This window comes from Saccharospirillum alexandrii, from assembly GCF_043641555.1.
GTDB classification, from domain to species: Bacteria; Pseudomonadota; Gammaproteobacteria; order Pseudomonadales; family Natronospirillaceae; genus Saccharospirillum; species Saccharospirillum alexandrii_A.
Window position 1 is genome coordinate 366,115 of sequence record NZ_JBHZRJ010000001.1, and the last position, 14,204, is coordinate 380,318.

10 protein-coding genes are annotated in these 14,204 nt (G+C 57.6%); 1 reads left to right on the forward strand and 9 read right to left on the reverse strand.

What is annotated here, in order from left to right; genetic code table 11:
* Window positions 1-61: 61 nt before the first annotated feature.
* The 4 genes from ACHUE7_RS01565 to ACHUE7_RS01580 form a co-directional block, all read right to left on the reverse strand.
* The gene (locus ACHUE7_RS01565) at window positions 62-484 is read right to left on the reverse strand and encodes a DUF1801 domain-containing protein (RefSeq protein WP_394168408.1); all 423 of its coding nucleotides are present in this window, start codon (window positions 482-484) and stop codon (window positions 62-64) included.
* Between the two features lie 59 nt (window positions 485-543).
* Window positions 544-1,758, reverse strand: a complete 1,215-nt coding sequence (locus ACHUE7_RS01570; RefSeq protein ID WP_394168409.1) for a serine hydrolase domain-containing protein — start codon at window positions 1,756-1,758, stop codon at window positions 544-546.
* A gap of 232 nt (window positions 1,759-1,990) precedes the next feature.
* The gene (locus ACHUE7_RS01575) at window positions 1,991-3,640 is read right to left on the reverse strand and encodes a M28 family metallopeptidase (protein ID WP_394168410.1); all 1,650 of its coding nucleotides are present in this window, start codon (window positions 3,638-3,640) and stop codon (window positions 1,991-1,993) included.
* Between the two features lie 226 nt (window positions 3,641-3,866).
* Window positions 3,867-4,538, reverse strand: coding sequence for a TetR/AcrR family transcriptional regulator (locus ACHUE7_RS01580; protein ID WP_394168411.1), 672 nt, complete (start codon window positions 4,536-4,538; stop codon window positions 3,867-3,869).
* 133 nt (window positions 4,539-4,671) lie between these two features.
* On the opposite strand from ACHUE7_RS01580, the gene ACHUE7_RS01585 reads away from it, so the two are divergent.
* On the forward strand, window positions 4,672-6,708 hold the full coding sequence (locus tag ACHUE7_RS01585) for an oxidoreductase (RefSeq protein ID WP_394168412.1): 2,037 nt from the start codon (window positions 4,672-4,674) through the stop codon (window positions 6,706-6,708).
* Window positions 6,709-6,753: 45 nt separating this feature from the next.
* Here ACHUE7_RS01585 and ACHUE7_RS01590 read toward each other — a convergent pair whose 3' ends face one another.
* The 5 genes from ACHUE7_RS01590 to ACHUE7_RS01610 form a co-directional block, all read right to left on the reverse strand.
* Window positions 6,754-8,136 carry an L-serine ammonia-lyase gene (locus ACHUE7_RS01590; RefSeq protein ID WP_394168413.1) on the reverse strand — a complete coding sequence of 461 codons (1,383 nt, stop codon included), beginning with the start codon at window positions 8,134-8,136 and terminating at the stop codon, window positions 6,754-6,756.
* A gap of 93 nt (window positions 8,137-8,229) precedes the next feature.
* Window positions 8,230-9,492 (reverse strand): serine hydroxymethyltransferase, encoded by a 1,263-nt coding sequence (gene glyA, locus ACHUE7_RS01595; protein ID WP_394168414.1) that lies wholly within the window; start codon window positions 9,490-9,492, stop codon window positions 8,230-8,232.
* 247 nt (window positions 9,493-9,739) lie between these two features.
* Window positions 9,740-10,030, reverse strand: coding sequence for a hypothetical protein (locus ACHUE7_RS01600; protein ID WP_394168415.1), 291 nt, complete (start codon window positions 10,028-10,030; stop codon window positions 9,740-9,742).
* A gap of 65 nt (window positions 10,031-10,095) precedes the next feature.
* A complete protein-coding gene (locus ACHUE7_RS01605; RefSeq protein ID WP_394168416.1) occupies window positions 10,096-12,546 on the reverse strand; it encodes a YbcC family protein in 2,451 nt (816 codons plus the stop codon).
* Entirely contained in the window at window positions 12,543-14,096 is a 1,554-nt protein-coding gene (locus ACHUE7_RS01610) for an NADH-quinone oxidoreductase subunit L (protein ID WP_394168417.1), read from the reverse strand. The genes ACHUE7_RS01605 and ACHUE7_RS01610 overlap by 4 nt, the downstream gene beginning before the upstream one ends.
* Between the last annotated feature and the right edge of the window lie 108 nt (window positions 14,097-14,204).

Genomic DNA, 14,204 nt, shown 5'->3' on the forward strand with positions numbered 1-14,204 from the left:
GTAGGGTGCGCGCTGATGTGGCCCCTAATAGTGTGGGTCACTGGGTTGGTCCACTGACTTCTCACCCCTTCTCAGGGTACCGTTCGTTCATATCAGCCAGTGACTGTCGCACCAGTTCCCTAAGCGCTGATATATCCACATCTTCCAGCCGCTTGATGTATAAGCAAGACTTACCCAGCTTGTGTTTGCCAAGGCGCTCCAGCACAGCTTGGTAGGGCTTGAAGCCGGGGATGATGTAAATCGACAGATTCTGTTTTCTGGGCGAAAATCCAACCCGCATGAAATCACCCTCCCGACCACTTTCATAGCGATAGTGATACTGGCCGAAGCCGATTATGGCCGGTCCCCAAAGCACCGGTTCCTGGCCGGATTCCTCTCGCATCAATTCAACCAGTTGGTTGCATTCGATTTGTCGGCGTTCGTCGTCGAGCGACTCTATAAATTCCGCTATTGAGGTTGAGGTAGGTTGGGTTTTGTTGGCCATGAGGTGTTCTCCATAAGCTTTATTATTGAACCCGGCAGTGTAGGCTGGCTTGCCATTATTCATCCCTCTCTACTGCTCATTTCCCGAAGGTGGCTCTGCAGCTCAATCACAGAGGGTAAAATACTTCGGTAGAAAATATCGAACAGAACGGCCGTTTTATCCGAATTGTAAAACCCCGCAGTAAAGACGGCGACCAGGTCGTACTCGGGCACGATGAATATAAGCTGGCCCCCGTTTCCGCTGGCCCAGATCACTTTAACCCTCTTTTCACCGTAAGACAGCGTATCTATCCACCAGAGGTACCCATAGGGTGTTTCTCGCACCTGAGTTTGGGGCTGGATTGACTCTTGAATCCAGTCACGAGATATCAGCTGGCGACCTTCCCATTGGCCCTCTTGCAGCACCAGTAGCCCCAGCTTAGCCATGCCCTGGGGTGTGAGCAACAGGTGCCCGCCGGTGTCGACTTTTTCGTCGTTATCGAACCTCGCCCAGCGATAGTTGTTAATACCCATAGGGCCGAACAGGGCGTCATCGGCAAAGTCGGAAAAATCCCTACCCGAAGCCTGGGCGATGACCTCCCCCAGGGCAATGACACCGGCGGTGCAGTAACGGGCGACTTCGCCCGGGGCGTGAACGGGCGGTAAGGCGAGAAAGGATGCGACCCAGTCCTGAGTGCGGTAGAGGCGGTCTTCCTGGCCCTTCGAGCGCCAATTAAAGTCGTCGCAATCAAGGCCGGAGCTCATCGTAAGTAAGTGGCGGGTTTGGATATCATCCTTGTTGTCGACATTGGGGTAGCTCTTTGCAAGAAAGTCCATGATGGGGCTTTCCACACTGGCTATAACGCCTTGATCCAATGCGGCTCCCGTCAATAGCGAGGTGATACTTTTTGTCGCAGAGCGCAGATCATGAGGGTTATCCCTGCTGTAGCCATTGTAGTATTCCTCGAACACAAGGCGGCCACTCCGTAAAACCAGCATGCTGTGAAGCTGATGGCTCTGCATGGCCGCTAGTTGGTTTGATACATTGTCCAGACGGGCTGCGTCCAGCCCTACCGACTCTGGTGTGCCGATAGGCAACGGCTCGTCTGCCATTATGGGCGGGTGAATGGTGTTTACTGACGAGCATGCAGTAAGGCCAACCGACAAAAAGAGGCCGCAAACCCACATGAGGAGTCCGTTGGCGCGCGCCAGGGAGGGCACTGCAACCGAGATAGCATCTGACCGCGTCTGATTTGTAAAACCAGGGTTAGGCTTTTTCGCATTCCCTTGGTCCATTGGCCTGCTCCATTGTAGCTGGTTGCATCATGCTGCTCTTGATCCGTTAACCCGACAAGAGGCCAGAAGTCATCCAAAATCAAAACAGGCCAGGGAAGTCGTCAGGCGTTAATGAGGTGATACTTTGAAGAGGCGTTCATTCACAAACAACGGCTTTAGGTAGCCATTTAAGGTATTCATATAAAAAAGAGCAGGGCAAAGCCCTGCTCTTTCTGTGGTACCGGGTTATTGTTTACTTAATCCAATATTTGCCCCAGTGGGTAATGTTGTACTGAGCGATATTGCTCATGAACGACTGAATCGAGGGCTCGGTATCAACGGCGTCTATTTGCTCGTCAATCAGGTATGTAGAGTGCGCAAAAACCGAGGTGACAAAGGCTATGGCATCGGCATTGACTTCCAGCGCGCGCAGATCGACGTTATCAATGGTGTCGCAGGCCGAATGGTAGCACTCGTCGAAGGCCACACCGGCTTGACCGCCAAAAATCAACGCTTCCTCTTCGGTTTTAATAACCTCAGCACCGGTAAAGAGCCCGCCGAAGGGAATGTCTTCTACGAAGAATTCGGCGTAATCGGAGCGGAAGCTGATTTCGCTGTCGACATAGGATTCACCACGTAACTCGAAGTACTTCTGGAACACGCCCTCAATGGCCGCAGACCCTGCCGGACCTTCAAGCCCGAACCCGGAGCCGTCGCCATCGTAAATGCCGTAAATGAAGTTCGGCGAGGCGATCATGTCAAAGTTCAGGTAGGCCTTGATTCGCTCAAGCTCGGTTTCACCCAGGGTTTGAACGTAACGAGTCGAGCCAACCAGGCCGGCCTCCTCGGCACCCCACCAGGCAAAGCGGACTTTATTGCGGGTACGGGCTTTCTTCATCAGGTTGGCCATTTCCAGCAGAGCGGCGCTGCCTGATGCGTTGTCGTTAATGCCCGCGCCTTCGGCAACGGAGTCGAGGTGAGCGCCGAGCATCACAACGTTGTCCGGGTTACCCCAGCGGCTCTCGGCAATGACGTTGTCGACCGACCGGGTCTCGCGCAATACATCAGCCAGCATCGACAAGACCAGGCCATCGGTTTCAGCCCAGGTAACGCCGTTGTCGTAGGTGGCGAAGAAGACCGGTATGCCGCCGCTGTATTCTTCACCCAGGGTGGCGCTGATCAGGCCTGTGCGATCATCGGCATTGCCCTGGTTAAAGATAATGATGCCAACGGCTCCGGCAGTGGCGGCGTTTTCAGCTTTTTGCTGGAAGCTGCAGGCACCGCGCTGCACCAGGGCGATATTGCCCGACTGAAACGAGTCGAAGTCTTCGATTTCACAGCCGCTGGTTGAGGCATTGCCATCACCGAGATCGAGGTCTACCGCCTGAACCGTGCCGGATACGTTGCCGGGTTCTGTCTGGGAGAGGTAGGTGAAGTCTTCGTTCCAGACATAACTGGTCGGCGTTGGAGCCAGGGAGTTCAGCTGCCCGTCTCCCAGCTCGTAGAACGCGGTGAAGTCGAAGGCATCGAGGGTGACGTTGTAACCCATATCTTCGAGCGATTCAGCCACGAAGGCGACTGAGGCATCGTAGCCAGGCAGGCCTGAGGCCCGGTTGCCATTGTTTTCGTCGGACAGGCGTTGGAACGTCTCCAGATACGGCACGATGTTCTCGGCCTGCATGCAGCGCGGCATGTGCATGGGTGTTGCCCAGCGGATCACCCGGCACTCATTCTTGTGCATGTAGGCTCCGCTCCAGTAGGCATCCAGAAAGTACGACAGGGCCGGTGGCGGTGCATTATTCGAATTGCCATGGAAGGGGTTTGCTAATGCGGCATTGCCGATGAGTAAAGCGCCCGTGGCTATTGCTCCCGCCAGCAGGGTTACAGGTTGGATTGATTTCATGGTTTTTCCCTTGGTTGGTTATTGTTGTCTTTTGCCTATAACTCCATCAATACAGACAGTCGTTCCGCCTTGTACTGCAAGGGAGGCCCTGAACAATTCAGAGCCTCCCTAGACCAAGTTGGGAAATACATACTGGTAGGTTCATGCAGGTTTTCCATGAACCGGTTCATTATTGTCAAAAAAAAACGGTCCGCCATTGTAAGCCTGGCGAAACAGGGGGAGTTATTCAGAGGCTATCTGGATATTCCGCCGCTCTCCGTTGATCGTAAGCCTGCAACCAGTCTTGCAGGTTGGGTGCGTGACGCGAGACGAAACGTTCAAGGTCAGACCGTTCGCAGGGGTGGCCGGTGAAAATCAGGATGTAGTCGGCAAAGCGACCGATGCGCACGGCTTTGGTCTCGTGAGTGTGCATTGAAATATAGCCGATTTGCGTTAGATAAATAGTGCGTGCGCGGACGCCGGCTTCATGGGGTGGGTAGTTGAAGCGCAGTAACATATTGGTTAGCGCTTGCAGCCGGCGTTCGTCGGCGGTGGCGACTTCTTTGGCCACCTGGGCGTTCTGCATGGCCCAGTTTCGCACGGCGTATTCAAATTCCGAGTCAAACAGCTGCTCATCCAGCCAGCAATCGAACACATTGAGCGTGGCTTCAACCACGGTGCCGGCATAGCGTTCGGTCTGCTGAATGAGGCCCTCGGTGTTGTGAGCCTTCCACCGGTCGATCAGGCGGTCGAGCAGGGCTTCCCGGTCTTTGAAAAACCAGTAGAAGCTGGTGCGGGATGTGTTCAGCGCTTTGGCCAGCGGCAGTATTTTCACCGCATCCACCCCGGATTGGATCAGCAGGCGGTAGGCGGCATCGAGCCAGTCTTCTGCGCGGCCTTTGTCGGTATCGGTTGTCATGGTGCCCTCTGATGAAAATGAACGATTCAGTCGTCTGGCGTTACTTGAATGTACACCAATGTCATTTTAATTGACACAAGTGTACATGAGCGATAGCGTGTTTAACCAGCCGGTATTCGACAGGAGACGGACCATGGCTCAAGACCCGTTGTTGCAACCCTTCCAGCTCAAGCATCTGACGATCAAAAACCGTCTTATGATGACCGCGCATGAACCGGCTTACCCGGTAGACGGCATGCCTACCGAGCTGTACCGGGCTTACCATGTTGAGCGCGCCAAAGCGGGTATCGGCCTGACCATGACCGCCGGGTCGGCCGCCGTGGCGAAAGACAGCCCGCCGGTGTTCAACAACATTCTGGCCTACAAAGATGAAGTCGTGCCCTGGCTGCGCGAACTGACTGACGCCTGCCACGAACATGGCACCGCGGTAATGATTCAGCTGACCCACCTCGGCAGACGCACCCGGTGGGACAAAGCCGACTGGCTGCCGGCCGTATCCGCCTCCCACCATCGCGAAGCGTCACACCGCGCCTTTCCCAAACAAGCCGAGGACTGGGACATTGACCGTCTGATTCGTGACTACGCCGACGCCGCAGAGCGTATGCACGCCGCCGGGCTCGATGGCATTGAACTGCAGGCTTATGGGCATTTGATGGATCAGTTCTGGTCGCCACTGACGAATACCCTGGAAGCGCCTTACGGCGGCAGCCTGGATAACCGGTTACGGTTCACGTTTGATGTACTGCGGGCCATTCGCGAGCGGGTCGGACCCGAGTTTATTGTGGGCGTGCGGTATACCGGCGACGAACAACTGCCTGGTGGTTTGAACGCCGATGAGGGGCTGGATATCTCGCGGCGTCTGAAAGACAGTGGCATGGTCGATTTTCTCAACGTGGTGCGCGGTCACATTGATACCGACCCGGGCCTGACCGACGTGATACCCGTTCAGGGCATGCCCAGCGCCCCGCATCTGGATTTTGCCGGCGAGATAAAACGCCAGGTCGACTTTCCCACCTTCCACGGCGCCAAGATTCAGGACGTGGGTACCGCACGCTTCGCCATCGAATCCGGCAAGGTCGATATGATCGGCATGACCCGCGCGCACATGGCCGACCCGCACATTGTGAGAAAAATCATGGAAGGGCGCGAGGAAGAAATACGACCCTGCGTCGGTGCCAATTACTGCCTCGACCGCATCTACCAGGGCGGCGCGGCTTATTGCATTCACAACGCCGCCACCGGGCGTGAAACCACCATGCCGCACGATATTCCCAGGGCCGGGCAGAGGCGTCGCATTCTGGTCATCGGTGCCGGGCCGGGCGGATTGGAAGCGGCCCGGGTTGCCGCCGAACGCGGGCATGACGTGGTGGTCTTGGAAGCCATGAGCCAGGCCGGTGGCCAGGTGAGGTTAAGCGCACAAAGTGAACGCCGGCGCGAGATGATCGCCATCATCGACTGGCGGTTGGCGCAATGTGAAAAACTGGGCGTCGAGATCCGGTACAACTGCTGGGCCGAGGCAGACGACGTACGTCAGGAAAACCCGGATGTCGTGATTGTTGCCACCGGCGGATACCCGATTGAAGATAAGCCCGGGGTGGGGCACGACCTGGTCGTCAACAGTTGGGATATTTTATCGGGTCACATCAAGCCCGGACATCGCGTTCTGCTGTTCGACGATGCGGGCGACCACCCGGCACTTCAGGCGGCGGAAATCATTGCCAGAACCGGTGCCGAACTCGAGATCATGACACCGGATCGAACCTTTTCGGCCGAGATTATGGCAATGAATCTGGTGCCCTACATGAGAGCGCTGCAGCGCCCTAACGTGACGTTTACACCGACCTATCGGTTGAAATCGGTAGAGCGCAATGGGAATAACCTGCTTGCCAGAATCACCAGCGACTACCTCGATCTGGACCACGAACGTCACGTCGATCAGGTTGTCGTTAATTACGGCATTACTCCCATGGCAGACATTTACTTCGATCTTAAACCGCACGCCAGCAACGGCGGCGAAGTGAACTATGAAGATTTGATTGTGGGCAAACCGCAAACTGTGGTGCGTAACGAAGACGGGCGTTTTCAATTGTTCCGCATTGGCGATGCGGTTGAATCACGCAATATCCATGCAGCCATATATGATGCATTGCGGTTAACAATAGACCTGTAAGGAGTCTCTGCACACATCTCTCTGGAGAAAATGGTCAGAGGCTCCCTAGCATTCGATCACATTCACCGCCAACCCACCGCGCGAGGTTTCCTTGTATTTATCGAGCATGTCTCGCCCGGTGTCGCGCATGGTGCGAATGACCTTGTCGAGCGAGACAAAGTGTTCACCGTCGCCACGCAATGCCATCACGGCGGCGTTGATGGCTTTAATGGCGCCAACGGCATTGCGTTCAATGCAGGGTACCTGAACCAGGCCCCCGATGGGGTCGCAGGTAAGGCCGAGGTGGTGTTCCATGCCAATTTCCGCGGCGTTTTCAACTTGCTCCGGCGTGCCACCGGTTACGGCTGCCAAGCCTGCAGCAGCCATGGCGCAGGCCGAACCGACTTCACCCTGGCACCCCACTTCTGCACCGGAAATGGACGCGTTTTCCTTGAACAGGATGCCAATGGCAGCCGCAGTTAACAGGAAATCAACAACGCCTTCCTCACTGGCATTGGGGCACCAGTTCCAGTAGTAATGGAGCACGGCCGGAATAATACCGGCGGCACCATTGGTTGGCGCAGTCACCATTCGACCGCCGTTGGCATTCTCTTCATTCACGGCCAGCGCATAGAGGTTTACCCAGTCCATGGCGCTTAGTGATGGTGAGATCATATCCTGGCGGTTTATGTCCATTAACGACGCGTAGAGTTTTGCTGCCCGCCGCCGCACTTTGAGTCCGCCGGGTAAAATACCTTCGTTTTTTATACCGTTCTGTACACACTCCTGCATCACCTGCCAGATGTGCAGAATGCCTTCGCGAATCTCGGTTTCACTGCGCCAGGATTGTTCATTGGCCATCATCACACCGGCGATGCTCAGCCCGCTGGCCCTGCACTGATTCAGCAAATCGACACCGCTTTTGAACGGGTAGGGCAAGGGGGTTGTGTCTTCCACAATACGGTCTGCCCCGGCGGCTTCCTCATCAACCACGAAGCCACCACCCACTGAATAATAGGTGCGCTGACGAATCACTTCGCCATCGGCACCGAAGGCGGTAAACATCATGCCATTGGGATGGTAGGGCAACGATTCCTTGCGGTGATAGGTCAGGTCGGTCGCTTCGGCAAAGGCAATGGCGTGTTCACCGTGCAAGCACAGTTCACCCTGGGTGCGAATGTCGTCGAGCCGGGGGTTGAGCATGGCGGGGTCTATGGAATCCGGTCGGTGGCCTTCAAGCCCGAGCATGACAGCAGGTCCGGTGCCGTGGCCTCTACCCGTCGCACCGAGTGACCCGTACATTTGAATATCGATGCGAGTAACCTCAGTGAGGTGCCCGGCTTTGCACAGCCCTTCAACAAACAGGTGGGCCGCTTGCATCGGCCCGACCGTGTGCGAACTGGACGGGCCAATGCCAATTTTCAACATATCAAACAGACTAATGGCCACAGGCAATGCTCTTTAAAGACAGTTATCAGTAGTGAGCTGCGAGCTGCGAGTTCCTAGCTAACAGCTCTCAGCTCGAAGCTCACAGCTTTCCCTTCACCCGTACGCCGGGAAATCCCGGCACAACTGGGTAACCTGTTTTCTGGTTTCAGTTATTACAGCACTGGCGTCGCCTTTTTGCAGCGCATCCAGAATGTCGACAATCCAGCCGGCCAGCGCTCGGCATTCGGGCTCTTTCAAACCGCGTGTGGTAATAACCGGTGAACCAATGCGCAGTCCGGAGGTAACAAAAGGCGATTGCGGATCGTTCGGTACTGCATTCTTGTTGACGGTGATGTTCGCTTCGCCAAGTGCCGCATCGGCTTCTTTACCGGTTAGCCCCTGTTTGACCAGGCTAAGCAGAAACAGGTGGTTATCGGTACCACCGGAAACGACGTCGTAACCGCGTTCAATAAAGACATCGGCCATGGCGCGGGCGTTGTGCACCACCTGTTGCTGGTAGCTCTGGAATTCCGGCTCGGCCGCTTCCTTGAATGCAACGGCTTTGGCAGCGATGACGTGCATTAACGGGCCACCCTGGCTGGCCGGGAATACGGCCGAATTGAATGTCTTTTCCAGGTCTGGCTGGCCCTTGCACAGGATCAAACCACCGCGCGGTCCGCGCAAGGTTTTGTGAGTCGTGGTGGTAACGACGTGCGCGTGCGGTACCGGGTTCGGGTAAACGCCTGCCGCAACCAGACCGGCCACATGAGCCATGTCGACCATTAAGTAGGCGCCGACGGCATCGGCAATTTCCCGAAAGCGTGCCCAGTCAACAACGCGTGAATACGCTGAGAAACCCGCGACAATCATGCCGGGTTTGTGCTCCTTGGCCAGGGCTTCAACCTGGTCGTAGTCGATCTCGCCCGTCGTCTCGTTCAGGCCATATTGTACGGCGTGGTAAATCTTGCCGGAGAAACTGACGTGGGCGCCATGCGTCAGGTGGCCGCCATGGGCCAGGCTCATACCCAGAACGGTATCGCCCGGGTTCAGCAATGCCATGTATACCGCTGCGTTGGCCTGGGAACCCGAGTGTGGTTGCACGTTGGCGTAGTCGGCGCCGAACAGGGCATTGGCGCGATCGATCGCCAGTTGTTCAACCCGGTCGACGTGTTCGCAGCCACCGTAGTAGCGCTTGCCCGGGTAACCTTCGGCGTACTTGTTGGTCAGGCAGGAACCCTGGGCCTCCATCACCAGCGGGCTGGTGTAGTTTTCGGAGGCGATCAACTCCAGGTGGTCTTCCTGGCGCGTGGCTTCGTCCTGCATGGCCGCCCAGAGGGTTTCGTCGTAGTTGGACAATGTTTTATTTTTGCTGAACATGGCTGCGATTCCCGGGTTATGACACCAGACCTGACGAAACAGGCAAGCGTACTTGAAAGTAACCAGCGGGATAGTAAGGCGGTTCACACCGGCACGACTGCTCGGGCACGACATGGGAACGAATATTTGCGACAGATGCCTGGCGCGTGTCCGGCCCCCGATAGGGGAGAAAAATGCCAGTGGGGTGCGCGCATTCACCCCGTTATCAGTGGAAGGAGGACGCGTCTGTGAATACCGTACAGACCTTCTATTCCGGTACGCGAGTGACCTCGATGGTGCAGCTTATCGACAGTCGCTCGCCCCGGGACTGTGCATGGTCGATTAATGTGGCCAGGTCGGTCCGGGTTTGCAAGAGTTGGTCAACTCGCCGGGAGCCGGCTGCGTGGCTGTCTCCGAAGCGTTCCTTTCGGCTCCAGCTGTCTTGTTCATGGAACTGAATCTTGTTGTTGATCAGTGTCATCAGTACGTTTCGGGCGTCGTCTGTTGAGAAGACGCCGTCGATTAACAGGAAGTTGGTGGGGGTGGGCTCGTTGTTCATGGCTCTCTCCAGATCGGGTTGGTTTTGGTCTTCCGGCGGCGGTTGTTCTGGGCCTATTCTGCCTTTTATGACGCCTGCCAGTGGCCCTGCCGGTAGTGTTCCACTTGCTGGTCTTCCAGGCGTACCAGATACAGCCACTGGTTGTGGACCAGTTGGCGCACGGTGTCGTGTTTGCGAATAACGGCGTCGATTGCCTCTCGCGATGCCTCGATGACAACCGTCAGTCGCAGTGGCGTGTGCTGCCATTGTTCACCGTTGTGCACCGATTGCAGCGGCAGTCCGATCCTCAGGTCTCCGCCGTTACCCTCGAACACACCCAGTCGCCCACCCACCACGTTGTGCAGGGTTTTGTTGCCGCTACCGAAACGGTGGTTGTCGACGGTCGAGCCGAAGTATTGCAGGTTGATCCAGTTGGCGACCACCATGGGCGCGGTCATGATCTGTTCCAGCAAGGCCCCTTCAGGGTCTTTGCGCTGGTCATAATCGTGAAGGAAGCATCGGCCACCGAGGTCGAGCTCCCGGGTTCGGGCTCTGGGTGCGGCAATGAAGGCCGCGTTGTTGGCGAGCCCCCATTCCGGGCGAGTTTGAGCCCAGTCGTTGGCGCGTTCACGCAGGGCTTTGGCGAGTGATTTGGGGCGATCTAGAAAGGCGGCTAACCCGATGCTCGCTGCGCGTTCCCGTGAGGCTCCAGCCTCGGCACCCTGCAATAGCGCTTGCAGCGATGCCAGGTCGTCAGCGTGGCTGGCTGGCAGGTTTTGCAGGCCAAACAGCTCGACTTCGTCGGTCGTGGTGTTGTGCAGTCCCGCTAAAAACCAGGTGCTGTCCGGAATATCGATGCCCAGATCGCGGACCCGCAAACGTACCTCAGGGTCGTTGAGCAAACCGGCCAGCGCGCGTGCGTTAACGTCGCCGCGCTGGCCACAGCAGGCGCCACAATCGAGCCCGGCGCGGTGCGGGTTGTTTCGGGTCTGGCTGCCGTGGCCTGCCAGAAGAACCAGGCGAGCCAGGTGGCCGGTGAGCCCCATGGCGGTCAGAATCTGATGCGCCAGTGTCGCTTGTTGTTCAACGCCTCCGGCTGCCTGGGCATCCAGAATGGGGCCGAGAGCCGAGGCCGCCTGCTGGCTCAGTCCGGTGCTGTTATCGGAGGCCAGGGCATCGGTGCCCGGCAGTGTCCGTTTGACCAGTTTGGCCAGATACCCGAGCCCAAGCGATTCGACCAGTACGAAGGCCGACAGCGGCAAAGACTGGAAAGTGCGCCAACCTTTTACACCCTGCAGGTTGGATTGGCGCTGTTGGCTGATGGTCTTGTCACGCGCCGTATCACCACTGCTGTCAGTGACGGTGAGCGCCGGGCTGAGCAACCCGGGTAGCTGCGGGCGGCGGGTCTCAGTGCCCAGCGGCTGATACTGAATGGGCAACCCGAAAAAGCCCGCAAACCCCAGCGTCTGAACGCGAGGTGACTGGGCTTCGAGGTGCCGCCGAAACACTTCGGAACGCACATCAATGCAGAAGGCTGCCTGAACATCCGCAAGCGGAGTGTCGGGTGCGTCGGCTGATGCAGCCAGCCGGGAGATCAGGCTTTGCTGGTAACTGATTTCCTGTGCCCGCTGCCAGACAAGCAGCGGTTGATCAGGCCGCTCGCTGGTGCTTTGAAACTGCGACCGCCATTGCGATTGCCACAGTGACCAGACAGATCCGCTATGGCGTTTACCATCATCGATCAGGCATTCCCAGCTCAGTCGAATGGCGAGCAGATCGACCAGGGTCATGTCATCGCTGCCGGCCAGCCGTGCCTGCCAGCGCAAGTAGGCACACCAGGCGGCCCAGCCGCTGATGCGCATCAGCACGGCCTGAAGGTAGGCGGGTACCTCGCTCGCCGGTAGCTCCAGCTGAGCCAGTGCCAGGCGGATTTGCTCGCGCGGGTCGTCCGCCAGCCGAGCTGCCTTGGCGGGGATTGCAGACGCTTTCATCAGCAATGCGACGCTGTGATCGTGCTTAAGGACAGAGCGCCAGCTGGCATACAACGGCTGGGATTGATCGGGCCGCCAGTCCGCCTGGTCAGTGTCAAAGTAGGCCGCACAGAACTGGGCGATCTGGTGGGTGATGGTGTCGCACCAGGCCGGTTCGTGCTGAAGATCCCGCTGACCGTCGAGGCTGTCAGACAGCAGCGGGGCGGCGGGCATGATCGAATCGTCTTCGTCGAGTACCCGGATCAACTGTTCAGTGGTCAGCGTTGACGATGCCTCCTGCCGGGCCTGCTCAAGGGCCTGAGGTGTGATCTCACCTGAAGCCCGGGCGGCGCGATACCAGGAAGCCGACATCGCCATGGGCGAACCCGCGCTCTGTGCCAGCGAGGCTGCCACCTCTGTAAAGTGCTGGTTCACATAGCCCCAGTAGGGGTTTACCGCGATCATCCGGTCCAGTGGCCAGGTGGGTGCTATGCGCTCGACGGCGGCATCGATGGCCGCGTCCAGTGTCTCATCATCAATCAATGCTGCAGTGGCTGACAGACTCATAACAGTTCTCCAGGTTGTGACGAGAATCGATTGACCCGTGTTTGCGCCTGAGAGGGGCTCAGCGTCGCTGGCCATACCCGAAAGGTGACCCGGGTAAAGGTTTCATCCAGGTAAAAACCGTTATAGGCCCAGGGGTAAAGCCGGGTCGACAAGCGACCCTGTGGATTGCGCCGCAGCCAGAACTGGGCGATGTAGAGGCCAAGGAAACACAGCGAAACCCAGACGGTGAGCGCAACGGAGACGGTTTCAGCCGGCAGTACCACAGTCCCGAACAGCCAGTGCCAGAGCAAGTACAGCTGCGTCAACGCGACGACCTGGCCAAGGCCGCGTACCAGCAGAGCCGCGCTGCGGCCCTGCTCAAACCAGAGCAACGGGGCCAACCCGAACGCCAGGATTAGGATCGTCACCAGCGGCAGGGTCAGTGTGGGTTGAAACAGATGCCAGACCCAAGCCGACGCCGCGATCAACGCGCCAGTGACCAGCGCGGCGGTCAGGTACCAGTAGGGTGAGGCCGGAACCATCCGGGCACCGGTGAAATCACGGTGACGGGCTTCTTCCACGGTATTGCCGGCACTCAGGAAGGCATGGGCTTTGTACAGCGAGTGAGCAACGAGGTGAAGCAGGGCGAGCTCGTAGAGACCGAGACCGATTTCCAGCAACATGAAACCCATCTGCGCGCAGGTAGACCAGGCCAGCCGGACCTTGATGCTGATACGCGTCATCATTACCAGACTGGCCAGTACCGCCGTGGTGCTGCCGGCAATGACCAGCACAATTTGTGCAGCCGGTGCCAGGGAGATCAGCTCGGCCAGGCGGATCAGAACAAAGCCGCCAATGTTGACCACACCGGCATGCAACAGCGCCGAAACCGGAGTGGGCGCTTCCATGACCTGAATCAGCCAGCCGTGTAGCGGCAACTGGGCAGTTTTGAGAATGGCGGCCAGGGCGATCAGAACAGCGGCCACGTGCAGACCAGTGGGCAACGACTCCCGGGTGCCAAGGTAACTGGCCAGTGCATCAAGCGAGAGGGTGCCGGTCGCCTGGTAAACCAGAAACAGGGCGATGGCCAAACAGAGTTCCGCGCAGCGGCTGATCAGGAATTTCTTGTGGGCAACAATTTGCGCTGCCTTGCGCTCCGGGTAATGGGTGAGCAGGTAGTGCAGGCCTACACTGGTACCGGACCAGGCGAGCACAATCACCAGAAGATGGCGGCTCAGTAGCAACACCCCGACCGAGGCCAGGGTGAACAGCATGGCACCGATAAAGCGGCTTTGGCGTGCATCGCCAGTCAGATATCGGGACGAAAACTGGATGATCACCCACCCCAGCAACGACACCAGCATGGCTCCGAGAAGCCCCAGAGTGTCAGCATCGAGGGTGGAAAAGTGCGCACCGGCGGTGGCAGCAATGACGGAGAGCAAGGCTACCAGCAGGCCACCCAGACCCGCCGCGCGGGCGATGGCCCAGTGCTGGCGGGGTTGGGCGACGATCAGCAGCCAGCCAATCGTATACACAAGTGGTAATAGCCAGCCGCTGGTAAGAGTGTGCATCGGTCACCTCCTGGGTTGTGCGTTCAACATGGGTCATTTCGTCTATCCTGCCCTGTCCTGATTGTTTTTAAAAATATATGATTAAGAAGATACTGTTCTCTTTTATGG